The sequence below is a fragment of the Bacillus sp. YH3-2-B2 genome (assembly GCF_053663335.1).
In genome coordinates this window covers 679,956-703,560 of sequence record NZ_JBSJQE010000003.1, presented here as the reverse complement: position 1 = coordinate 703,560, position 23,605 = coordinate 679,956, and the positions used below count along the sequence as shown (strand labels likewise).

Sequence of the window (23,605 nt, the reverse complement as noted above, 5' to 3'; positions counted from 1 at the left end):
AAAAAGGCGGGACTTGGAGTCACCGCCTTTTTTCAATTATACAGGGTCCTTCATATCCCATTTTACGGTCAGGACGACTTTATCCGCTCTCTTTTTTACCTGTTCATAAGATTCTGCAATCTGATCGTTCATCAATTGAATCTGTTCGGCTATAAAACCGGCTTCAAGCTGGAAACAAGGCTCTTTCTGATGTTTGAGCCTGTTGGACACGAGCGGTCCTTCCAGTTCAAATTCCAATTCTTGTTTTTTTGATCCTGCGTTTGTCAAAGTTCCCCAGCCGGCTTTTTCAAAAAAGGCGGGGATTTCTTCCCACGATTGAAGAGGAAATTTGCGGGCGAGGCGTTTTCCCGCCCAATACATCATCGATGAATGCTCCGGGCCGAGGATATCCGGAAGCATGATTTCCCGGATTAATTCGTAGCCGTATGCGCTGACGTCGAGTTCAGTTAAAGGTTCTAAAGCTGCTTCATAATTATTCTTCATATTATGTATTCCCCTCTCTCCTTCGTTTATTATAGCTTAAACAGGGGGGAGGATTACAGGATGATCCTATAAAACCCGTGAAAAAAAGTGAGAAAGATATCGCAGGAAAATAAAATTTTCCCTCCAGATAATCAATTCCGAAAATTATAATTTATGTACACGTTTTCTTGACGCCCTTTTGAGGGAGGAGTAAAATGAAATTGTCAATAAATTTTAATAAAGTGCTTACAATTGAAACGAAGTGGGGGCAGAGATTTTAGTACATTTCGCACTTAAATCAAACAGGGGGTAAAGTAATGTCTGGGAACAGAGAGTTTTATTTTCGAAGATTGCATTCCTTGCTCGGTGTTATTCCGGTCGGCATCTTTTTGATCCAGCATTTAGTCGTCAACCAATTTGCCGCAAGGGGAGCGGATGCGTTTAACAAGGCGGCCGGCTTTATGGACAGTCTGCCGTTCAGGTATGCGTTAGAAATTTTTATTATTTTCTTACCTTTAATTTATCATGCGGTTTACGGTGTGTACATAGCATTTACTGCGAAAAACAACGCTGGCCACTACAGTTATTTCAGAAACTGGATGTTTGTGCTTCAGCGTGTCACTGGTATTCTCACCCTTATTTTCGTCAGCTGGCATGTGTGGCAGACGCGGATTGCCGCGCAGATGGGCGCTGAAGTCAACTTCGATATGATGGCGAATATTCTGAGCTCGCCGTTTATGCTCGGTTTTTACATTGTAGGCGTTTTATCGGTCATTTTCCACTTTTCAAACGGCTTATGGTCTTTTGCGGTCACATGGGGGATCACGGTCACGCCGCGTTCTCAAAGAATTTCGACTTACGTGACGCTGATTATATTTTTAGCGCTTTCATACGTAGGTTTAAAAGCGATTTTTGCGTTTGTGTAAGAGAACTAGATTACTAGAGGGAGAGGGGCTATCATGAGTCAATCAAGCATTATCGTAGTCGGCGGGGGTCTAGCCGGCCTCATGGCGACAATTAAAGCAGCGGAATCAGGCACGGCCGTGAAATTGTTTTCCATCGTTCCTGTCAAACGCTCTCACTCGGTCTGCGCGCAGGGCGGGATAAACGGAGCTGTCAACACAAAAGGGGAAGGAGACTCTCCGTTTGAGCATTTTGATGACACGGTATACGGAGGCGACTTTTTGGCAAACCAGCCTCCTGTAAAAGCGATGTGTGAAGCGGCACCGTCCATTATCCACTTATTGGACCGCATGGGGGTTATGTTTAACAGAACGCCGGAAGGGCTCTTGGACTTCCGCCGTTTCGGGGGTACACAGCATCACAGAACCGCTTACGCGGGAGCGACGACGGGTCAGCAGCTTCTTTACGCACTGGACGAGCAGGTGCGCAGATATGAAGTGGCGGGTCTCGTCACAAAATACGAAGGCTGGGAATTCCTCGGCGCCGTTCTTGACGATGAGCGCACGTGCCGCGGTATCGTAGCCCAAAATCTGACCAATATGCAAATCGAGTCATTCCGTTCTGACGCCGTTATTATGGCGACGGGAGGACCCGGAATCGTATTCGGAAAATCAACAAACAGTATGATCAACACGGGATCTGCCGCATCAATCGTCTATCAGCAGGGCGCTTATTATGCAAACGGCGAATTTATCCAAATTCACCCGACAGCAATCCCGGGGGACGATAAACTGCGTCTGATGAGTGAATCGGCGCGCGGCGAGGGCGGTAGAGTCTGGACGTACAAAGACGGAAAACCTTGGTACTTCCTCGAGGAAAAATATCCGGCTTACGGAAACCTCGTGCCGCGGGATATTGCGACACGTGAAATCTTTGACGTGTGCGTGAATCAGAAACTCGGCATCAACGGAGAAAACATGGTGTATCTCGATCTGTCGCACAAAGATCCGAAAGAGCTTGACGTTAAGCTTGGCGGCATTATCGAAATCTATGAAAAATTCATGGGCGATGACCCGCGCAAGCTTCCGATGAAAATTTTCCCTGCCGTTCACTATTCGATGGGCGGACTGTGGGTTGATTATGATCAGATGACAAGCATCCGCGGACTGTTCGCAGCGGGTGAATGTGATTATTCAATGCACGGAGGAAACCGTTTAGGGGCGAACTCTCTGCTTTCCGCCATCTACGGAGGAATGGTGGCCGGACCGAATGCGGTGAAATATGTTTCCGGACTTGAAACATCAGCGGAAGACCTGTCTTCTTCATTATTTGATTCCTATGTGAAAAAAGAAGAAGAAAAATGGGCCGATATCATGAAGATGGACGGCGACGAAAATGCCTACGTGCTTCATCGTGAGCTCGGAGAATGGATGACGGCCAACGTCACGGTGGTCCGCCACAACGACAAGCTTTTGAAAACGGATGACAAAATCCAAGAGCTGATGGAACGCTTTAAGAAAATCAATATCAACGATACGACAAAATGGAGCAACCAAGGGGCGATGTTCACCCGCCAGTTCTCCAATATGCTTCAGCTTGCCAGAGTCATCACGCTCGGCGCATATAACCGAAATGAAAGCCGGGGAGCGCACTATAAACCGGATTTCCCTGAAAGAAATGACGATGAGTGGCTCAAAACGACGATGGCTAAACATGCCGGTCCGTTTGAAGCTCCGGAATTTGAATATCAGGATGTCGATGTATCACTGATTGCGCCCCGTAAACGTGACTACTCGAAGAAGAAGGTGGCGAAATAATCATGAGTGAGAAAAAGATACGGTTTATCATTACACGCCAGGATACGCCCGAAAGCGCGCCATACGATGAAGAATTCGAAATCAATTACCGCCCGAATCTGAACGTGATTTCCGCCCTGATGGAAATCCGCAGAAATCCCGTGAATGCAAAAGGAGAGAAAACCACTCCGGTCGCATGGGACATGAACTGTCTTGAAGAAGTATGCGGCGCCTGCTCCATGGTCATCAACGGAAGACCGCGCCAGTCATGTACGGCGCTGATTGATAAGCTGGAACAGCCGATCCGTCTGAAGCCGATGAAAACATTCCCGGTTGTCCGTGACCTTCAGGTTGACCGCAGCAGAATGTTTGATTCACTGAAAAAAGTGAAAGCATGGGTGCCGATTGACGGAACTTACGATTTGGGGCCGGGGCCGAGAATGCCGGAAAAACGCCGCCAGTGGGCATATGAATTGTCTAAATGCATGACATGCGGCGTCTGCCTCGAAGCCTGCCCGAACGTCAACAGCAAGTCGAAATTCATGGGGCCTGCCCCGATGTCGCAAGTGCGTCTGTTTAACGCCCATCCGACGGGCGCGATGAACAAAGCAGAACGTTTAGAAGCTTTAATGACAGACGGCGGCCTCGGAGATTGCGGGAATTCACAAAACTGTGTTCAATCCTGTCCGAAAGGCATTCCGCTTACGACTTCAATCGCTGCTTTGAACAGAGATACCAATTTACAAGCATTCCGTAATTTCTTCGGAAGCGACAGAGTATAAGAAAGAGAAAAAGAGCCTCTTCCGCACGGGAGAGGTTTTTTTATAAGGAGCTGAAGGTGATGAAACAACCGCAATATATTGATATCCCGTTTGAAGAATGGAGACAGTCGTTTTCTTTCTTTACTGAAGTATCGGTTCGTTTTTCAGAAACGGATATGTTCGGCCATATGAATAATGTAACCCCTTTCATCTATTTTGAAGAAGCACGGATCGCTTATTTTAAACAGCGGGGCATGACGGCGCAAAACTCGGAAACGATGACGGTCGTCGCAAGCCAGCAGTGCGACTATATGCGTCAGGTGATGCCGTATGAAAATCTGCGGATTTATGTGAAAGCAAGCGCTGCCGGAAATGCGTCCGTCACCCTTCATTACCTTGGAGAAAATGAGTCGGGCCTGCCGTGCTTTACAGGTTCCGTCGTTATGGTTCAAGTGTCGAAAAAAAGCGGCAAAGCGGTCAGCTGGACGGAGCGGGAGAAAGGCATTCTGCTCGCCTGAACGGATAACTATTTCTCTAAGAGACGTCACCTCCGAAGCGCCCTTTACATATGATATCTTGACTATATAAACCCATTCGTTTCAGATTCGCTCTCACCTTAGCAAGGAGGGTTACAATACTTGAAGGAGAAAGATTTTCAATCAAAGCCGCTGCTGACCAAAAGAGAAAGAGAAGTATTCGAATTGCTCGTTCAAGACAAGACAACAAAGGAAATTGCAAGCGAGCTATTTATCAGTGAAAAAACTGTACGGAATCACATTTCAAATGCCATGCAGAAGTTAGGTGTGAAAGGGCGTTCGCAAGCTGTTGTCGAGCTTCTTAGAATGGGTGAGCTAGAGCTCTGATTCTTGCCGGTTTTCCTTCTTTACGAGAAGGAGCCGGTTATTTGCGTTGGCGCCCGGGCTGATGGGCATGCGGTGAAAATCCCGGTTTTTCCTTTTTCTCCGTCAGTCTTGCATTTTCTTAAAAAAAGAAGGAAAATAGACACGGAGCGCATAGCCCAGAAAGATCCTTGAGTGAGGGATGGACAAATGACATCAAAATCTGTAGAGCATGTTGCGGATATCGAAAAATCACTCCGCCATATCGCTGCGATCATTAAACAAAAAGGAAGAGAAATCCTTAACCAATATGCAATTACACCGCCGCAATTCGTGGGGCTTCAATGGCTTTATGAATTGGGGGATATGACAATAGGCGAATTATCAGGCAAAATGTATTTGGCTTGCAGCACGACGACGGATCTGATAGACCGCATGGAAAAAAATAAGCTTGTCGAGCGGGTCAAAGACCCGGCTGACAGACGGGTCGTCAGAATTCATCTTCTCGCTGAAGGAGAGCGCATTATCCAAGAAGTGATTTTGAAAAGACAGGCTTATTTGCGGGATATGTTTGCGACATTTTCCGAAGAAGAAACAGCCGCTTTCGAAAAATCATTATTGAAACTGCAGCATGAAATGAAAAGAAAATGAGGCGATTTTGTTGGAACAGCCGATAGGAGTCATTGATTCCGGGGTTGGCGGGTTAACCGTTGCTAAGGAAATCATGAGACAGCTACCGAAGGAAAATATCATCTATGTGGGAGATACAAAACGCTGCCCGTACGGCCCGCGTCCTGAAGAAGAAGTTCTTCAATACACGTGGGAAATGACCGATTACCTGCTGGAAAACCACCATATCAAAATGCTCGTGATCGCCTGTAATACGGCCACGGCCATTGCCTTGGAGGATATTCAGCGCAAAACGGATATTCCGGTTGTCGGCGTCATTCAGCCGGGTGCGAGAACGGCGATAAAGGTCACGAAAAACCAGCATATCGGCGTCATCGGCACGGTCAATACCATTAAAAGCAGAGCGTATGAGCAGGCGCTGCTCGGGTTAAACGCAGAACTTCAAGTTGAGAACACGGCTTGTCCGCTGCTCGTGCCGTTTGTGGAAAGCGGACGGTTTCTTCAGGAATCAGCGGAGGAAGCGGTTGAAGCATCGCTTGAACCTTTAAAAGGTACATCAATTGACACCTTGATTTTAGGATGTACGCATTATCCGATTTTAAAAGACCCGATTCAGAATTATATGGGAGAGCATGTGAAAATCATTTCCTCCGGAGACGAGACGGCGAGAGAAGTGAGCACCATCTTGTCTTATAAAGGTTTGTTAAACCAATCGAAACATGCACCGGAGCATCAATTTCTTACAACGGGAGAGCGGAACGGCTTCGCAAAAATTGCCGAAGACTGGTTCGGCCACGAAATCGGCCATGTCGAGTGCATCTCCCTTCAAGAGCCGGTCAGAAAATAAATCAAAAAAACCCCGCTGTTTACAGCGGGTTTTTTTGCGCTTCCCGGTCTATTTCCCGGACAGGGCTCGTATACATCATAGTACAAACAGCCTTAGGAGGGAAAAGTATGCTGAAAAAAGGACCTGCAGTCATTGCTGCAACATGTCTTACTTCGGCTTTTGTGTTATCTGGATGCGGTTTGTTTCAATCCGATAAAACAGCCGGGGAAATTGACCCGCCTCAAGACATTTCATATGTAAAGGATGAAGCGGGAATTCAGGCAAAACCAAAGCAGTCAGAGAAAAACGGCACTTCTAAAGCCGACCAGCCGGCCAATACAGTCATGCGAGAGCTGTATCTGATTGATAAAAACGGCTATGTCGCAGCACAGACACTGCCTCTTCCGAACAGTGAGGGAACCGCAAAGCAGGCCCTTGAGTACTTGGTTCAGGGAGGGCCTGTATCAGAAATCCTGCCGAACGGCTTCAGAGCGGTGCTCCCTGCGGATACGACGGTAAATGTCGATATTAAAAAAGACGGAACTGCCGTCGCTGATTTTTCGAAGGAATTTAAAAACTATAAAAAAGAAGACGAACAAAAAATCCTGCAATCGATTACATGGACGCTTACCCAATTCAGCTCAATAGATAAAGTCAAAATCAGAATCAACGGGCACGAATTGAAAGAAATGCCGGTGGGCGGCACGCCGATTACGGGCGACTTAAGCAGAAAAGACGGGATTAATATTGAAACGGCCGGAGTGAATGATCTGACAGACACCCATCCGCTGACTGTATATTATCTGGCGGAAACAGAGACAAGCGAATACTACGTGCCTGTTACAAAGCGGATTGACAATTCGGAAACAAATGACATCACCGCTGCCGTTGAACAGCTCACCGACGGACCGGGCAAAGCAAGCGGGCTTTTGACGGACTTTAATAACGATGTTAAGCTTCTCAGCAAGCCGAAAGTGAAAGACGGCCAGGTTACACTGGACTTTAACAGCTCTATTTACGGAAGCGCCGACGAAAAAACAAAAATGGTGTCATCGGGCGTACTGGACAGCATCGTTCTCACGTTAACCGAACAGCCGTCGATTAAAAGTGTTTCTATAAAAGTAAACGGAAAATCAGAACTGGTGAATGAAAAAGGAGAATCCCTTTCAAAACCTGTTTCGAGGCCGGCACAAGTGAATACGGGTAGTTTTTAATTTGCGATTTTTGATATACTAGTAAAAAAGAGGTTAGCGTTCCGGCTGCCTCTTTCTTTATTCACAATCCGGAACAAAAGGTTTATGTACATATAATCGGAGGTAAAATATGAGACACGACGGAAGACAGCACGATGAGCTGCGCCCTATCACATTTGATTTGGATTTTATCACTCACCCGGAAGGCTCTGTTTTAATTACAGCGGGAAATACAAAGGTCATCTGTAATGCATCTGTGGAAGACCGGGTGCCGCCATTTTTACGCGGCGGAGGAAAAGGCTGGATCACAGCGGAATACAGCATGCTTCCCCGCGCGACGAATCAAAGAACGATAAGAGAATCTTCAAAAGGAAAGGTCTCCGGCAGAACGATGGAAATTCAGCGGCTGATCGGGCGCGCGCTCCGGGCCGTCGTTGATTTGGAGAAGCTCGGCGAACGGACGATCTGGATCGACTGTGACGTCATTCAAGCTGACGGCGGAACAAGAACGGCTTCCATTACGGGCGCATTCTTGGCAATGGCCATTGCGACCGGCAAACTCGTAAAAAGCGGCGTTATCAAAACCTCTCCTGTGACAGATTATCTCGCGGCCATTTCTGTCGGGAAGGATAAAGAAGAAGGCCTTCTTTTGGATCTGAATTATGAAGAGGATTCGGCTGCTGAAGTCGACATGAATATCATCATGACGGGAAGCGGACGTTTTGTAGAGCTTCAAGGGACGGGCGAAGAAGCCACATTCTCCCGTGAAGATTTAAACGGACTGTTAAGCCTTGCCGAAAAAGGAATCCAGACGCTTATTCAAAAGCAAAAAGAAGTGCTCGGAGAAACATTGCCTGAACTGAAATAAGAAAGAGAGGCCTGATCAGCGTGAAAGAAGCCATTATTGCGACACACAATCAGGGAAAAGTGAAAGAATTCAAGGAAATACTCGAACCGAAAGGCTACAGCGTCTCTTCTTTGGCGGAAATCGGATTTACGGAAGAAATTGAGGAAACCGGACATACCTTTGAAGAAAACGCCATCTTAAAAGCGGAAGCTGTGGCAAAAGCCGTCAACAAAATGGTCATTGCAGACGACTCCGGTTTATCAGTGGACAACCTTGGAGGCAGACCGGGCGTTTATTCAGCCCGTTATGCCGGAGAAGCAAAAGATGATAAGGCGAATATGGACAAGGTGCTGTCAGAATTAAAAGGCATCGAAAAAGAGCAGCGCACGGCCCGTTTCCGCTGCGCCCTTGCCGTCAGCATTCCGGGGCAGGAAACAAAAACGGTCGAAGGTCATGTTGAAGGGTATATTGCAGAAGGACCCGAGGGAGATAACGGGTTCGGCTATGATCCCATTTTTATTGTGAAAGATAAAGATAAAACCATGGCCCAGCTGACAAGCGCTGAGAAAAACAAAATCAGCCACAGGGCTGAGGCGCTCAAGAAACTGTCAAAGCTGCTTGATTCATAAGGGGGAGCGTATGCAATGAAAGTGCTGATAATAAGTGACAGTCACGGCCTTGAAAACGAGCTGGAGACGATTGCAAAGCGGCACGAAGACGAAGCGGATCTGATGATTCATTGCGGTGATTCAGAGCTTGACGCCGCACATCCGGCGCTCACGCCGTATCACACGGTAAAAGGCAATTGCGACTTTGGCGGCGGGTTTCAGGATGAACTCCTTCTGGACGCCGGCTCAAAGAAAATTCTGGCCGTTCACGGGCATCTTCACGGCATTAAACAGTCACTTTTAACTGTTTTTTACCGGGCGGAAGAGCTTGGGGCGGATATCGTCTGCTTCGGCCACTCACATATTGCCGGGAGTGAAGTGCTTCGGGGCAAGCTTTTGATTAATCCGGGCAGCATCCGTCTTCCGAGAGTCCGCAATGTGAAAAGCTATGCCATTCTTACTCTTACAGAAAGAGAAGGCGCCGTGACATTTTACGATGAAACGGGTCGGGAATTGAAGGACTTGGGGAATACAATCAGTTTTTAACAAGTGATGGGGGAGATTTCATTCTTCCCCATCAAAAGTTTTTAAAAAAATATTGACTTATGATTTGAACCTGTATATAATAAATCTTGTCGCTGATACATAAAGCAAAAGCTGTCCCAGTAGCTCAGCTGGATAGAGCAACGGCCTTCTAAGCCGTCGGTCGGGAGTTCGAATCTCTCCTGGGACGTACAAAAAAAGAGCTGGTGACATCAGATTGAAAACTGATGCCGCTGGCCTTTTTTATCGGATGACTATATTGTCAATTCGCTGATATCATGGTAAAATGATCAGCAGATATTTGTTTTTCATGTCCCAGTAGCTCAGCCGGATAGAGCAACGGCCTTCTAAGCCGTCGGTCGGGAGTTCGAATCTCTCCTGGGACGTATAAAAAACCTCAAGCCCTGACAATGGGTTTGAGGTTTTTTTGTATTTTATTTTTATTTTACGAAACAAAAGTTCCGTATTTGATGAAAATTGTAAAGTAATTTTAATATAAATGAAACTTAATGTAATATTTACCGTAATAAATATATGTATAAAGATACTTAAGGCGCCCTTGAGTGATAAATTATCTGATTTCTATCATATGTTTTGTCGATGATTGATAGAAAGACAGCAGGAGGAATTAGCTTTTGAAGTACGCATTTGCATATAAAAATCACAATATAGAAACGATCTTTTGCGGAAAAGACGAGCTGTTTGAGGAACTGAAACAATTTTTAATCACTCAATGCGGTTTAATCATTGTTGAGGTTTCAAGGGCTGATTACTATACGGAGCAGGAAATGAATCAGTGGAATGACCGTTATACTCTGTGAATAAGAAAAGAAACCGGCCGTGTGAGACCGGTTTTTGTATCATCTGAATCCGCTCGGAGCGCTGAAGCCCCCGGCATGGCCGCTGAAACCGCCTCCGAGCGCGCCGGGATGTGCCCCGGCGCCGAGGCTTCCGCCGACGTCACTGAAGGTTTGGCCGTAGTACCCGGATGTATAAGGGTACGGAACGAATTGCTGTCCGGCGAATGACAGCGTGCTTTGCGGGGTCTGCTGTCCGTATCCGGATGACGGGAATCCCTGCTGAAAAGAAGGGCCGCCTTGATATGGTGCTGTATGCATCGGGGCCGGAGGATAGTAAGACTGCGGCGGTAAGACCGGTAAAGGCGGAAATCCAGGAGGCAGGCCCTGCATGCCTGATAACATCTTATTCATGACATCACTCATTTCTTACGAGATAAGAACAGTGTATGCGTATGTCTGTATAAAGAGCCTGTTCAATCGAACGGAATATCTGACAAGCATGCCGGAAGGACAGAGAAAAATCGCGTAATAAAATGTGACATATTCGTATATGAACGGAAAAATTTCATGTAATCTTGAGAGATTAATAAAAAAATGATAAAAACTTTTAATATTTACAGATCCCTTTGTACCAGTAATGAAAGCGTATACAAAGTAGATTGATTAATCTAAATTGTCTAATAATTATAAAAATGCTGTTGACACTGTCTGCAAACGGGCGTAATATGAGTTCAAACAAAAATAAATAAATGATTCACGCTAAAAAGAAAAATCATAAAACACTGAAAAAACAAACAAATGAAGGTTCTTTTTTAATAAAAGAGCTGCCATAATAAAAAGCGCAGAAGAGGATAAGTAGCTTTGCTGAAGTTTTTCACAGAGAGCCGGTAACGCTGAGAGCCGGTAAAACAAATCAAAGTGAACTCCCCTCAGAGTGCCGGTCTGAAATGTAAAGAGTAGGACTCGGCCGAGTGAACGCAATGTTTACTCGTTATCAAAACGGATAATCATTATCCATGAGACGGTCTGCATATGACCGTAAACAAGGGTGGTACCGCGGAGAGCAAAGCCTTTTCGCCCCTTTTGGCTATCGCATGAAATGCTTGGCTGAATGTGGGTGGGAAGGCTTTTTTATTTGCGTCAGCCGGCGCTGCGTTTTATGAATTGGATTTTAGAAGGGAACATTGAAAAGGAGGAACTGAAAATGGGCACAAATGTACAGGCGGATTCTTTGTCTGCCGATTGTACAAAAACAATGAACGGGGCTCTGATGCTGATTGAATCATTAAAGAAAGAAAATGTCGAGATGATCTTCGGCTATCCGGGGGGAGCCGTCCTTCCGATTTACGATAAACTGTATCAATCAGGATTGGTTCACATCCTGCCCCGCCACGAGCAAGGCGCGATTCATGCGGCAGAAGGGTATGCGAGAGTCTCCGGAAAGCCGGGGGTTGTGATTGCTACCTCCGGACCCGGAGCGACAAATTTAGTTACCGGTCTTGCGGATGCGATGATTGATTCGCTGCCGCTCGTAGTGTTTACCGGTCAGGTGGCCACTTCGGTCATCGGCAGCGACGCTTTCCAGGAAGCCGACATTTTAGGAATTACGATGCCGATTACGAAACACAGCTACCAAGTCCGCCGTCCGGAAGATCTCCCTCGTGTGATTAAAGAGGCGTTCCATATCGCCACGACGGGAAGACCGGGCCCGGTATTAATTGATATACCGAAGGATGTCGCAGCATTTGAAGGAGAATTCAGATATGATCACGAGATCAATCTTCCGGGTTATCAGCCGGTAAAAGAGCCTAACTATCTGCAGATCCGAAAGCTCGTGGAAGCTGTCAGCAGTGCGAAAAAGCCGGTTATTTTAGCCGGAGCGGGTGTTTTGCATGGTAAAGCTTCAGAAGATTTAAAAAATTATGCCGAACAGCAGCAAATTCCGGTAGCGCACACGCTTCTCGGTCTGGGCGGTTTCCCGGCAGACCATCCTCTTTTTCTGGGAATGGCGGGGATGCACGGCACATACACAGCGAATATGGCGCTTTATCACTGTGACTTGCTGATCAGCGTCGGGGCGCGGTTCGATGACCGCGTGACCGGAAATCTGAAGCATTTTGCAAAATCGGCCAAAGTAGCGCATATCGATATTGATCCTGCTGAAATCGGAAAAATTATTGAAACGCAGATTCCGGTGGTCGGCGACAGTAAAATCGTCCTTCAGGAATTATTGAAGCAAAACGGAAAACAGGGACAGACAGAGGAATGGAAACAGCAGCTTTCAGAATGGAAAGAAGAATATCCCCTTTGGTATACAGACGACAGAGAAGAGGGCTTGAAACCCCAAAAGCTGATTGAGTATATTCACCAATTCACAAACGGTGAGGCGATTGTGGCGACGGATGTCGGCCAGCACCAGATGTGGGCGGCTCAGTTTTATCCTTTCCGAAAGGCTGATAAGTGGGTGACCTCGGGGGGGCTCGGCACAATGGGCTTCGGCCTTCCGGCGGCTATCGGAGCGCAGCTGGCCGATCGTAACGCCACGGTCGTTGCCATCCTCGGAGACGGCGGTTTCCAGATGACCCTTCAGGAATTAGATGTCATCCGGCAGCTGAATCTTCCTGTCAAAGTGGTTATCTTGAACAACGAATGTCTGGGCATGGTCAGACAGTGGCAGGAAATCTTCTATGAAGAACGCTATTCTGAATCCAAATTCTCGGCGCAGCCTGACTTTGTCAAATTGTCAGAAGCCTACGGCATTAAAGGCGTCCGGATTTCATCGGAAGAAGAGGCGGAAGAAGAGCTTAAAAAGGCGCTTTCATCAAAAGAACCGGCCGTTATTGACGTCCGGGTCGCTAAAAGCGAGAAAGTATTCCCGATGATCGCGCCGGGTAAAGGACTTCATGAAATGGTGGGGGTGAAACCTTGAAACGCATTATCACATTAACGGTGGTCAACCGCTCGGGGGTATTAAACCGGATCACCGGCCTGTTTACAAAAAGACACTATAATATCGAAAGCATCACTGTAGGCCACACGGAAACAAGCGGTGTTTCAAGGATTACATTTGTCGTCCATGTGGAAGGCGAAAATGACGTAGAGCAGCTGACAAAGCAGCTTAACAAACAAATTGACGTCCTGAAAGTGACGGATATTACAAACCAATCGATTGTACAGCGTGAGCTGGCATTAATCAAAGTTGTTTCCGCACCGTCGGCCAGAACGGAAATTAATGGAATTATTGAGCCGTTCAGAGCTTCCGTCGTTGATGTCTCAAGAGACAGCATCGTCGTTCAGGTTACCGGCGAATCTAATAAAATCGAAGCGCTCATAGAGCTTCTCAAACCTTACGGAATTAAAGAAATCGCGAGAACGGGCACAACGGCTTTTGCGAGGGGAACCCAGCAGAAGGCGTCATCCAATAAAACAATTTCAATTGTATAACACAAAAAAGGGAGAGATTAAAATGGTAAAAGTATATTATAACGGTGATATCAAAGAGAACGTATTGGCAGGTAAAAAAGTAGCGATTATCGGTTACGGTTCACAAGGTCATGCACACGCGCTGAACTTAAAAGAAAGCGGAATTGATGTCATTGTCGGCGTCAGACAAGGTAAATCATTTACACAGGCCCAAGAAGACGGTCATAAAGTCTTTTCGGTAAGAGAAGCGGCTGCCCAGGCTGATATCATTATGGTTCTTCTTCCGGATGAGCAGCAGCAAAAAGTATATGAAGCTGAAATCAAAGATGAATTGACGGCGGGCAAGTCATTGGTATTCGCACACGGATTTAACGTCCATTTCCATCAGATCGTGCCTCCTGCTGATGTGGATGTATTCCTTGTCGCCCCTAAAGGACCTGGACACCTTGTCAGAAGAACATATGAACAAGGCGCGGGCGTACCGGCATTGTTTGCCATCTACCAGGATGTATCAGGCGAAGCGAAAGATACGGCTCTTGCTTATGCAAAAGGAATCGGCGGAGCGCGTGCGGGGGTTCTTGAAACAACATTTAAGGAAGAAACGGAAACGGATTTGTTCGGTGAGCAGGCTGTTCTGTGCGGAGGTTTAACGGCGCTTGTCAAAGCGGGTTTTGAAACGCTGACAGAAGCCGGCTACCAGCCTGAACTCGCATACTTCGAGTGTCTGCACGAACTGAAGCTGATCGTAGACTTGATGTATGAAGAAGGATTGGCGGGCATGAGATACTCTATCTCCGATACGGCTCAATGGGGAGACTTTGTATCAGGACCGCGCGTAGTCGATGCGAAGGTAAAAGAATCGATGAAACAAGTATTAACGGATATTCAAAACGGTACATTCGCAAAAGAATGGATCGTGGAAAACCAAGTGAACCGTCCTCGTTTCAATGCGATCAATGCAAGCGAAAACGAGCATCAGATTGAAAAGGTCGGCAGACAGCTTCGTGAAATGATGCCGTTTGTCAAACAAGGCAAAAAGAAGGAAGCGGTGGTCTCCGTTGCGCAAAATTAATGTTTTCGACACGACCCTTCGTGACGGTGAACAATCTCCCGGGGTCAACCTCAATTCCCGGGAGAAACTGGCGATAGCCAAGCAGCTTGAAAGACTCGGGGTGGACATTATTGAAGCGGGATTTCCCGCTTCATCCCGAGGTGATTTTTTAGCCGTGCAGGAAATCGCAAGAACGATTAAAAATTGTTCGGTAACAGGGCTTGCCCGATCTGTCAAAGGTGACATTGACGCAGCCTGGGAAGCGCTGAAAGACGGGGCCAGCCCGCGCATTCACATCTTTATCGCCACCTCTGACATTCATCTGAAGCATAAGCTGAAAATGACGCGGGAAGAGGTTAAGGAAAAAGCGGTTGAAATGGTGAAGTATGCAAAAGAACGCTTTCCGATCGTTCAATGGTCGGCAGAAGATGCATGCCGCACCGAACTTCCGTTTCTGGCTGAAATCGTAGAAAAAGTGATTGATGCCGGCGCGAGCGTCATCAACCTGCCGGACACTGTAGGTTACCTGACGCCTGCTGAATACGGAAACATCTTTAAATATATGAAGGAACACGTTCCGAATATCAGCCGGGTAAAGCTCTCAGCCCATTGCCACGATGATCTCGGAATGGCGGTTGCCAACTCACTTTCGGCAATTGAGAACGGCGCTGATCAAATTGAATGCGCCATTAACGGCATAGGAGAAAGAGCCGGGAACGCCGCGCTAGAGGAAATCGCCGTTGCGCTTCATGTCAGAAATGACGCGCATCAAGCCGATTCATCTCTCAATCTTCATGAATTGAAGCGGACGAGTGATCTTGTCAGCAAACTGACGGGCATGGCCGTTCCCCGCAACAAAGCAATCGTCGGAGATAACGCTTTCGCACATGAATCCGGCATTCACCAAGACGGTTTCCTGAAAGAAAAATCAACATATGAAATCATTTCACCGGAACTTGTCGGCGTGACTGCTGATGCGCTCGTACTCGGAAAGCATTCCGGACGCCATGCGTTCAAAGACCGCCTGAATGCGCTTGGATTCCAGTTTGATAGTGAGGAAATCAATAAATTTTTTACGATGTTTAAAGAACTGACCGAAAAGAAAAAAGAAATCACCGATGATGACTTGATTTCTCTTATTTTAGAAGAAAAAGTGACGGACAAAAAAATCGGCTATGAATTTCTGTCTCTGCAAGTGCATTACGGGACGTCTCAGGTGCCGACTGCAACAGTCTCTTTGAAAAATCAGGAAAACGAACAGCTGATGCAAGAGGCGGCAACGGGGGCGGGCAGCGTAGAAGCCGTTTATAATACGCTCGGGCGCTGCATCGATAAAAATATTGAACTGACAGACTACCGCATCCAATCCAACCGGAAAGGCGAAGACGCGCTGGCTCAAGTTTATGTCAGAGTGACCGTGAACGGAAAAGAAACATCAGGGCGGGGAATCGCGCAGGATGTTCTGGAAGCTTCTGCTAAAGCTTATCTGAACGCCGTGAACCGGCAGTTGGTGCTGGATTGCAATTTAGACGGATTAAAGAGACAGACTGCGGTCGGCTCGTAATAGAAAGGAGAACGTTTGATTTGAAAAAACGCATTGCTTTGCTTCCCGGTGACGGAATCGGACCGGAAGTGGCGGAATCAGCGGCAGATGTATTGAAAAGCGTTGCCGAACAATTCGGACATGAATTTGAATTTGAAAACGGACTGATCGGGGGAGCGGCCATTGACGCCCATCAAAACCCCCTTCCTGAGGAGACGGTGGCTCTTTGTGAAAGATCCGACGCCATCCTGCTCGGGGCAGTCGGCGGACCGAAATGGGACCAAAATCCTCCGGAGCTCAGACCGGAAAAAGGCCTGCTCGGCATCAGAAAAAAACTCGGCCTGTTTGCGAATCTGCGTCCCGTGACCGTATTTGAAAGCTTGTCTGAGGCGTCTCCGCTGAAAAAAGAATATATCAGCGGCGTCGACTTTGTAATCGTCAGGGAACTGACGGGCGGCCTCTACTTCGGAGAACCGAGCAGACAGTATGTCAATGAAGCGGGAGAAAAGGAAGCGGTCGATACCCTTTTTTATAAGAAAGAAGAAATCGCACGCGTTGTCAGAGAAGCCTTTAAGATGGCTGCCGGCAGAAAAGGAAAAGTGACGTCCGTTGATAAGGCGAATGTGCTTTCTTCAAGCAGGCTGTGGCGGGAAACGGCAGATGAAATCGCAAAAGAATTTCCTGATGTGACGCTTGAACATATGCTTGTCGATAATGCCGCGATGCAGCTCATCTACGCTCCGAGCCAGTTTGACGTCATCGTAACTGAGAATATGTTCGGCGATATTTTAAGCGATGAAGCCTCCATGCTGACAGGCTCGCTCGGCATGCTGCCGTCAGCCAGTTTATCAAGTTCAGGTCTTCACTTGTTTGAACCCGTGCATGGATCTGCGCCTGACATCGCTGGTAAAGGGATGGCCAATCCGTTTGCGGCGATTTTATCAGCGGCGATGCTTTTGAGAACATCTTTCGGACTTGAAAACGAAGCGCAGGCGGTGGAAAAAGCGGTCGCAAAGGTGCTTGCAGACGGCAGCCGTACACGTGATATCGCCCGGGACGGCCAATATGCCGGAACGCATGACATTACTGAAAAAGTAAAAGCCGCATTAGCCGGCTCGAATACAAAATCTATAGTATGACGCTTTAAAGAAAGCGGTCTTAGTTCATAGGTAGAGGGAGGAAACAAAGATGATGCCTCGAACAATCATCGAAAAGATTTGGGATCGGCATGTTGTAAAAAGCGGTGAAGGAAAACCCGACCTTCTCTATATTGATCTGCACCTCATTCATGAAGTTACGTCTCCTCAGGCGTTTGAAGGGTTAAGGCAGAAGGGAAGAAAGGTCAGACGGCCGCAGAACACATTCGCGACGATGGACCACAATATTCCGACCGTCAACCGTTTTGACATTAAAGATGAAGTCGCAAAGCGCCAAGTAACCGCGCTTGAACGGAATTGCGAGGAGTTCGGCGTCCGTCTTGCGGATCTTCACAGCGCAGACCAGGGGATCGTTCACGTGGTCGGGCCTGAGCTTGGTCTGACACTTCCGGGAAAAACGATCGTTTGCGGAGACAGCCATACATCGACTCACGGCGCGTTCGGAGCGCTTGCCTTCGGTATCGGCACAAGTGAGGTGGAACATGTTCTTTCCACACAGACATTATGGCAGCAGCGGCCGAAAACGCTTGAAATCCGCGTTGACGGAACGCTCCAAAAAGGAGTGACAGCGAAGGATGTCATCTTGTCGGTCATCGGAAAATACGGGGTGAAATTCGGTACCGGATATGTCATTGAATACACCGGGGAAGTATTCAGAAAAATGTCTATGGACGAACGCATGACCGTCTGCAATATGTCAATAGAAGCGGGAGCACGGGCGGGACTGATCGCTCCAGATGACACGACGATTGAATACTGTAAAAACCGTAAATACGCGCCAAAAGGCGAGGAATTTGAAAAAGCCGCCGCAGAATGGAAAGCGTTAAAAACCGATCCGGGCGCCGTATACGATCATTCCATCGTGTTAGACGGCAGCGAGATTTCTCCAATGGTAACATGGGGCGTCAATCCCGGCATGGTTCTTCCGGTCGATGCCCAAATACCGGCGCCGGAAACGATTGATTCTGAAGACGGTAAAAAAGAAGCCATCCGCGCGTACGAATACATGGGAATCTCACCGAATCAAAAAATTGAAGATATTAAAGTCGAGCATGTGTTTATCGGCTCCTGTACAAATTCGCGGATGACCGATCTTCGCCAGGCTGCGGATATGATCAAAGGCCGAAAAGTCGCCGACAGCGTCAGAGCCATTGTGGTGCCGGGTTCTCAAAGCGTGAAACAGCAGGCCGAGGAAGAAGGGCTGCACCGCGTGTTTCTCGAGGCCGGCTTTGAATGGAGAGAATCAGGCTGCAGCATGTGTCTCAGTATGAATAATGATGTCGTGCCTGAAGGGGAACGATGCGCTTCCACTTCCAACCGCAACTTCGAAGGCAGACAGGGAAAAGGCGCGAGAACACACCTTGTCAGTCCGGCGATGGCGGCAATGGCGGCCATTCACGGGCATTTCGTCGATGTAAGAAAGTTTTATCAAGAAAAAACAGTTGTGTAAGGAGTGCGCGAAAAGATGGAACCTTTAAAAACGCATACGGGAAAAGCGGCCGTCTTAAACCGGATCAACGTCGATACGGACCAGATTATTCCGAAACAGTTTTTGAAAAGAATTGAAAGAACCGGATACGGCAGATTCGCGTTTTTTGATTGGAGATACCTTGAGAACGGGGAGCCTGATCCTGAATTTGAATTAAACCGCAAAGTCTATGAAGGCGCGTCCATATTAATTGCCGGAGAGAATTTCGGCTGCGGATCATCCCGTGAACACGCTCCTTGGGCGCTGGATGATTACGGCTTCAAAATCATCATTGCTCCGTCATTTGCCGATATTTTTCATCAAAACTGTTTTAAAAACGGTATGCTTCCCATCCGTATGCCGTATGATCAGTGGAAAAAACTCGCCGGCCAATATGAAAATCAGTCTCTTAACATGACGGTTGATTTGGAAAACCAGCTCATTCATGACAGTGAAGGAAAAGAGATTTCATTTGAAGTCGATCCTCACTGGAAGGAAATGCTGATTAACGGTTATGATGAAATTTCATTAACACTTCTGCTGGAGGACGACATTCAGCAGTTTGAATCGAAAAGGAGTTCATGGCTTCAAGCCTGAAAAAAGCTGCCCGGCATCTGTCCGGCAGCTTTTTTTACCGTGTGCATCATCCTTTCTTGTGTTTCATGACGCGTGTTGATACACTTGAACAAAATAGCGCCTGAAAGGAAATAAAGTATGACGCATGACAAGAAAAAAGCTGATATCATTCCTTTCCCCCGTCTTAAAGAACGCTTGGTTGATAAAGGGATGGCCGCCATGAAGGATAAACAGTATGAGGAGGCCCTCGAACTGTTTTCAGAGGCGGTAAGCCACGGCGATACCGAGTCCGACGTACATTTAGGCATGGCGATTTGTTTTCTGGAACTCGGGGAATTGGAAGAAGCAAAACAAGTTTGCGAGAAAATGCTGAATGAAGGGTACGGCCATTATTTCACCGTGCTGCAGGTGTACATGACCATTTTAATTCAGCTGAAACAATATGAAGAAGTCAAAAGCACAATTGAAGCTGTGCTGGAAGAAAACCAGCTGCCCGCAGAAAGTGCGGAGCAATTCTACCGGCTGCTCGAATTCAGCCGCAAAATGACCGATCCCGATCAGCAGGATGAGGCGTGGGAGGAGGAATACGAGGACATTCTTGATGCGGAAAAAGTGCTGAACAGCCCCGCTGAACAAATGAATCTGATTCATTCTCTTAAAGACCGCAATATTGCAAAATACACGGGTCTCTTAAAAACAATTCTTCAAGATCCGGGCTCGCATCCGCTTATCAAGACGATGATTTTGACGCTGATGGCGGAGCATGACTACAGCAAGCCGGTTCATATTACAAAATTCGGCGATTCAATGACCGCGGTTCCGAGTGAAACGGTTCAGCCTGATGCGGCTCCGATTTTGCACCGCGTTCTTCGGGTGCTTGATGAAACGCTCGGCAATGAAAACCCTACATTATACGCTGCCGTCGAGGAGCTGTGGAGAAGGCATCTGTACGTCCTGCACCCTTTTATGCCGAAGTTTTTGAACGCGGATTTATGGGCGGCTGCGCTTCATAAGGTCGGTTACGAGATGCACGGCATTGACATTGAGCCGGAGGAACTTCATATGATGTACGAGTTTGACAGCCGCGAACTCGAAGAAGCCTGCACGATGATTAAGGATATTGAAGAAATTTCTTATTTGTAAATCACACCATATAGTTGAAAGCGGTAGGCGTTATGTTATAATATAGTGGTTGTATTTATGTATAGCGGTTTAACTGAAATGAGAATTACGGTTGGACAGGCTGCCAGTTCATTACATAATGATTCTGATTCAAAGCGGTTTTTTCTTTGACAAAGCCGCGGATTGCTTTAGAATGGAAGACCGACACAACCTGAATAGATTTTTGGAGGGAAACACATGTCTGTAAAATGGGAAAAACAAGAAGGCAACGAAGGCGTATTAACGGTTGAAGTTGATGCGGATACGTTCAAAACAGCTCTTGATGATGCATTTAAAAAAGTAGTAAAACAGGTTTCTATTCCTGGATTCCGCAAAGGGAAAGTTCCCCGCGGTTTATTCGAACAGCGTTTCGGCGTTGAAGCTCTTTACCAGGATGCTTTAGATATTTTACTTCCTGTAGAATACCCTAAAGCGGTTGAAGAAGCCGGCATTGAGCCTGTAGACCGCCCTGAAATCGATGTTGAAAAAATCGAAAAAGGCGAAAGCTTAATTTTCACTGCAAAAGTGACTGTAAAACCGGAAGTGAAACTTGGCGATTACAAAGGCTTAGGAATCGAAAAAGATGACACTGTCGTTACTGACGAAGATGTACAAAACGAACTTAAAGCGCTTCAAGAGCGTCAGGCTGAGCTTGTCGTGAAAGAAGAAGGCGCTGTTGAAAACGGCGATACAGTCGTTCTTGACTTCGAAGGTTTCGTTGACGGCGAAGCGTTTGAAGGCGGAAAAGCTGAGAACTACTCACTTGAAGTAGGATCAGGTTCATTCATCCCGGGCTTCGAAGAGCAGTTAACAGGCCTTGAAGCAGGCGCTGAAAAGGATGTTGAAGTAACATTCCCTGAAGAGTACCACGCTGAAGAGCTTGCCGGAAAACCAGCTGTTTTCAAAGTGAAAATTCATGAAATCAAAGCGAAAGAGCTTCCTGAGCTTAACGACGAATTCGCAAAAGACATTGACGAAGAAGTTGAAACGCTTGCTGAATTAACTGAGAAAACAAAAAAACGCCTTGAAGAAGCAAAAGAAAACGAAGCTGACGCTAAATTGCGTGAAGAGCTTGTTCTGAAAGCATCTGAAAACGCTGAAGCTGATGTTCCTCAAGCGATGATCGACACTGAGCTTGACCGCATGCTGAAAGAATTCGAACAGCGTCTGCAAATGCAAGGCATGAACCTTGAGCTTTACACTCAATTCTCAGGCCAAGACGAAAACGCGTTAAAAGAGCAAATGAAAGAAGATGCCGCAAAACGCGTAAAATCAAACCTGACTCTTGAAGCGATCGCTCAAGCAGAAAACCTTGAAGTAACGGACGAAGAAGTTGAAGCTGAGCTGACTAAAATGGCTGAAGCTTACAACATGCCGGTTGAAAACATCAAGCAGGCAATCGGTTCAACTGACGCGATGAAAGAAGATTTAAAAGTTCGAAAAGCAATTGATTTTCTTGTAGAAAACCGTTAATATGGTTCATAATAATAGACATAATAAAACAGGGCGCGATTAATTCGTGCCTTGTTTTGTACAATTATGATATAACTCTTTTTCTTGGGGCAAGATAGTCATTGCCGGGCTGTTTTTCGTCATACATATAGAATGTGCAAGTGCGAAACACATTGTTACCGTCTTACTGGAAAGTATGGTAAAATGCAATACATACTCGATCGTAGCAAGAACCGTTTTCTTTTGCCCTTCAGGTAAAAGAAAAAGTGAGACAAGATTAAGGGGTGAAAGAATGTTTAAATTCAACGAGGAAAAAGGACAATTGAAATGCTCGTTCTGCGGAAAAACGCAAGATCAGGTTCGTAAGCTGGTTGCAGGACCGGGTGTATATATATGCGACGAATGTATTGAGCTCTGTACAGAAATCGTAGAGGAAGAGCTTGGTACAGAAGAAGAAGTCGAATTTAAAGACGTTCCGAAGCCGCAGGAAATCCGTGAGATTCTGAATGAATATGTCATCGGACAGGATCAGGCGAAGAAATCACTTGCGGTTGCGGTATACAACCATTACAAACGCATCAATTCCAACAGTAAAGTGGATGATGTCGAGCTTTCTAAAAGTAATATTTCTTTAATCGGACCGACTGGAAGCGGGAAAACACTTCTTGCCCAGACGCTTGCGCGTATTCTGAACGTTCCGTTTGCGATCGCGGACGCTACATCTCTGACTGAAGCCGGATATGTCGGTGAGGACGTAGAAAACATCCTCCTCAAGCTGATTCAGGCAGCAGACTATGATGTGGAAAAAGCAGAAAAAGGCATTATTTATATCGATGAAATCGATAAAGTAGCGCGGAAATCTGAAAACCCGTCCATTACACGCGATGTATCAGGCGAAGGCGTTCAGCAGGCGCTGCTGAAAATTCTTGAAGGAACGGTTGCAAGCGTGCCGCCTCAAGGAGGACGTAAACATCCTCATCAGGAATTCATCCAGATCGATACGACGAACATTCTGTTCATTTGCGGCGGTGCATTTGACGGCATTGAACAAATCATCAAACGCCGTCTCGGACAAAAAGTCATCGGCTTCGGCTCAGATAATAAAGCGGCAGACCTGGAAAAAGAAGAACTGCTTTCTAAAGTTCTCCCGGAAGACTTGCTCCGTTTCGGTCTGATTCCTGAATTCATCGGCCGTCTTCCTGTCATTGCAAGCCTTGAGCAGCTTGACGAAACGGCACTGGTTGAAATTCTGACTAAACCGAAAAACGCACTCGTCAAACAATACAAGAAAATGTTAGAACTTGATGATGTCGAGCTTGAATTTGAAGGCGAGGCATTATCTGAAATTGCGAAAAAAGCGATCGAGCGTAAAACAGGCGCACGCGGCCTGCGTTCTATCATTGAAGGCATCATGCTTGACGTCATGTTTGATCTGCCGTCCCGTGATGATATTGAAAAATGTGTCATTACCGGAGCGACAGTCGCAGACGGTGAAGCGCCGCGTCTTGTATTAAAAGACGGCACTGTTGTCGGCCAAGATAAAACATCAGCATAACACGACAAAAC

24 protein-coding genes, 2 tRNA genes and 1 other annotated feature are annotated in these 23,605 nt (G+C 46.8%); of the genes, 24 read left to right on the top strand and 2 right to left on the bottom strand.

Going from position 1 to position 23,605, the window contains the following annotated elements:
* Positions 1-36 precede the first annotated feature (36 nt).
* Positions 37-483, bottom strand: a complete 447-nt coding sequence (locus tag ACWJJX_RS13715) for a YslB family protein (RefSeq protein ID WP_176283450.1) — start codon at positions 481-483, stop codon at positions 37-39.
* A gap of 296 nt (positions 484-779) precedes the next feature.
* On the opposite strand from ACWJJX_RS13715, the gene sdhC reads away from it, so the two are divergent.
* From sdhC to ACWJJX_RS13645, 14 genes are all read left to right on the top strand, one after another.
* Positions 780-1,388, top strand: a complete 609-nt coding sequence (gene sdhC, locus ACWJJX_RS13710; RefSeq protein ID WP_003152571.1) for a succinate dehydrogenase cytochrome B558 — start codon at positions 780-782, stop codon at positions 1,386-1,388.
* A gap of 33 nt (positions 1,389-1,421) precedes the next feature.
* The gene (gene sdhA, locus ACWJJX_RS13705; protein WP_003152573.1) at positions 1,422-3,182 is read left to right on the top strand and encodes a succinate dehydrogenase flavoprotein subunit; all 1,761 of its coding nucleotides are present in this window, start codon (positions 1,422-1,424) and stop codon (positions 3,180-3,182) included.
* Positions 3,183-3,184: 2 nt separating this feature from the next.
* Entirely contained in the window at positions 3,185-3,943 is a 759-nt protein-coding gene (gene sdhB / locus ACWJJX_RS13700) for a succinate dehydrogenase iron-sulfur subunit (RefSeq protein WP_003152575.1), read from the top strand.
* Between the two features lie 59 nt (positions 3,944-4,002).
* On the top strand, positions 4,003-4,440 hold the full coding sequence (locus ACWJJX_RS13695) for an acyl-CoA thioesterase (RefSeq protein ID WP_003152577.1): 438 nt from the start codon (positions 4,003-4,005) through the stop codon (positions 4,438-4,440).
* Between the two features lie 120 nt (positions 4,441-4,560).
* Entirely contained in the window at positions 4,561-4,785 is a 225-nt protein-coding gene (gene gerE, locus ACWJJX_RS13690; protein ID WP_003152579.1) for a spore germination transcription factor GerE, read from the top strand.
* Between the two features lie 186 nt (positions 4,786-4,971).
* Positions 4,972-5,412 (top strand): MarR family winged helix-turn-helix transcriptional regulator, encoded by a 441-nt coding sequence (locus ACWJJX_RS13685; RefSeq protein ID WP_003152580.1) that lies wholly within the window; start codon positions 4,972-4,974, stop codon positions 5,410-5,412.
* Between the two features lie 7 nt (positions 5,413-5,419).
* Positions 5,420-6,238, top strand: coding sequence for a glutamate racemase (racE, locus tag ACWJJX_RS13680; RefSeq protein WP_012118125.1), 819 nt, complete (start codon positions 5,420-5,422; stop codon positions 6,236-6,238).
* Positions 6,239-6,345: 107 nt separating this feature from the next.
* Positions 6,346-7,431 (top strand): GerMN domain-containing protein, encoded by a 1,086-nt coding sequence (locus ACWJJX_RS13675; RefSeq protein WP_003152582.1) that lies wholly within the window; start codon positions 6,346-6,348, stop codon positions 7,429-7,431.
* A 109-nt stretch (positions 7,432-7,540) separates the two neighbouring features.
* On the top strand, positions 7,541-8,278 hold the full coding sequence (gene rph, locus ACWJJX_RS13670; protein ID WP_146284267.1) for a ribonuclease PH: 738 nt from the start codon (positions 7,541-7,543) through the stop codon (positions 8,276-8,278).
* Between the two features lie 11 nt (positions 8,279-8,289).
* Positions 8,290-8,886: an XTP/dITP diphosphatase gene (locus tag ACWJJX_RS13665; protein WP_101562325.1), complete on the top strand. Its 597-nt coding sequence runs from the start codon at positions 8,290-8,292 to the stop codon at positions 8,884-8,886.
* Between the two features lie 15 nt (positions 8,887-8,901).
* The gene (locus ACWJJX_RS13660; RefSeq protein ID WP_146277271.1) at positions 8,902-9,411 is read left to right on the top strand and encodes a YfcE family phosphodiesterase; all 510 of its coding nucleotides are present in this window, start codon (positions 8,902-8,904) and stop codon (positions 9,409-9,411) included.
* 113 nt (positions 9,412-9,524) lie between these two features.
* A tRNA-Arg gene (locus ACWJJX_RS13655) sits at positions 9,525-9,598 on the top strand.
* A gap of 122 nt (positions 9,599-9,720) precedes the next feature.
* Positions 9,721-9,794, top strand: a tRNA-Arg gene (locus ACWJJX_RS13650).
* A gap of 249 nt (positions 9,795-10,043) precedes the next feature.
* Positions 10,044-10,229: a hypothetical protein gene (locus ACWJJX_RS13645; RefSeq protein ID WP_007408136.1), complete on the top strand. Its 186-nt coding sequence runs from the start codon at positions 10,044-10,046 to the stop codon at positions 10,227-10,229.
* A 39-nt stretch (positions 10,230-10,268) separates the two neighbouring features.
* On the opposite strand, the gene ACWJJX_RS13640 is transcribed toward ACWJJX_RS13645, so the two are convergent.
* The gene (locus ACWJJX_RS13640) at positions 10,269-10,619 is read right to left on the bottom strand and encodes a hypothetical protein (protein ID WP_020954258.1); all 351 of its coding nucleotides are present in this window, start codon (positions 10,617-10,619) and stop codon (positions 10,269-10,271) included.
* A gap of 422 nt (positions 10,620-11,041) precedes the next feature.
* Positions 11,042-11,293 (top strand) — a binding site (T-box leader).
* Positions 11,294-11,412: 119 nt separating this feature from the next.
* Between ACWJJX_RS13640 and ilvB the strand changes: the two genes are divergently transcribed.
* The 10 genes from ilvB (at position 11,413) to clpX (ending at position 23,594) form a co-directional block, all read left to right on the top strand.
* A complete protein-coding gene (gene ilvB, locus ACWJJX_RS13635) occupies positions 11,413-13,137 on the top strand; it encodes an acetolactate synthase large subunit (protein WP_146277269.1) in 1,725 nt (574 codons plus the stop codon).
* Entirely contained in the window at positions 13,134-13,652 is a 519-nt protein-coding gene (gene ilvN / locus ACWJJX_RS13630; protein WP_003152598.1) for an acetolactate synthase small subunit, read from the top strand. Before ilvB ends, ilvN begins: the two co-directional genes overlap by 4 nt.
* Before the next feature lie 22 nt (positions 13,653-13,674).
* Complete coding sequence (gene ilvC / locus ACWJJX_RS13625) at positions 13,675-14,703, top strand: ketol-acid reductoisomerase (protein ID WP_003152600.1); 1,029 nt, start codon at positions 13,675-13,677, stop codon at positions 14,701-14,703.
* Positions 14,690-16,246 carry a 2-isopropylmalate synthase gene (locus ACWJJX_RS13620; RefSeq protein WP_156735616.1) on the top strand — a complete coding sequence of 519 codons (1,557 nt, stop codon included), beginning with the start codon at positions 14,690-14,692 and terminating at the stop codon, positions 16,244-16,246. The genes ilvC and ACWJJX_RS13620 overlap by 14 nt, the downstream gene beginning before the upstream one ends.
* Positions 16,247-16,266: 20 nt before the next feature.
* A complete protein-coding gene (leuB, locus tag ACWJJX_RS13615; protein WP_003152604.1) occupies positions 16,267-17,364 on the top strand; it encodes a 3-isopropylmalate dehydrogenase in 1,098 nt (365 codons plus the stop codon).
* Positions 17,365-17,413: 49 nt separating this feature from the next.
* Positions 17,414-18,832 (top strand): 3-isopropylmalate dehydratase large subunit, encoded by a 1,419-nt coding sequence (leuC, locus tag ACWJJX_RS13610; protein ID WP_454023039.1) that lies wholly within the window; start codon positions 17,414-17,416, stop codon positions 18,830-18,832.
* A 15-nt stretch (positions 18,833-18,847) separates the two neighbouring features.
* Positions 18,848-19,447, top strand: a complete 600-nt coding sequence (leuD, locus tag ACWJJX_RS13605) for a 3-isopropylmalate dehydratase small subunit (RefSeq protein ID WP_007408146.1) — start codon at positions 18,848-18,850, stop codon at positions 19,445-19,447.
* A gap of 117 nt (positions 19,448-19,564) precedes the next feature.
* Positions 19,565-20,569, top strand: a complete 1,005-nt coding sequence (gene ddcA / locus ACWJJX_RS13600) for a DNA damage checkpoint antagonist DdcA (RefSeq protein ID WP_454023038.1) — start codon at positions 19,565-19,567, stop codon at positions 20,567-20,569.
* Positions 20,570-20,785: 216 nt separating this feature from the next.
* Entirely contained in the window at positions 20,786-22,060 is a 1,275-nt protein-coding gene (gene tig / locus ACWJJX_RS13595; RefSeq protein ID WP_454023037.1) for a trigger factor, read from the top strand.
* 271 nt (positions 22,061-22,331) lie between these two features.
* Positions 22,332-23,594, top strand: coding sequence for an ATP-dependent protease ATP-binding subunit ClpX (gene clpX / locus ACWJJX_RS13590; RefSeq protein ID WP_003152620.1), 1,263 nt, complete (start codon positions 22,332-22,334; stop codon positions 23,592-23,594).
* The last annotated feature ends 11 nt before the right edge of the window (positions 23,595-23,605 follow it).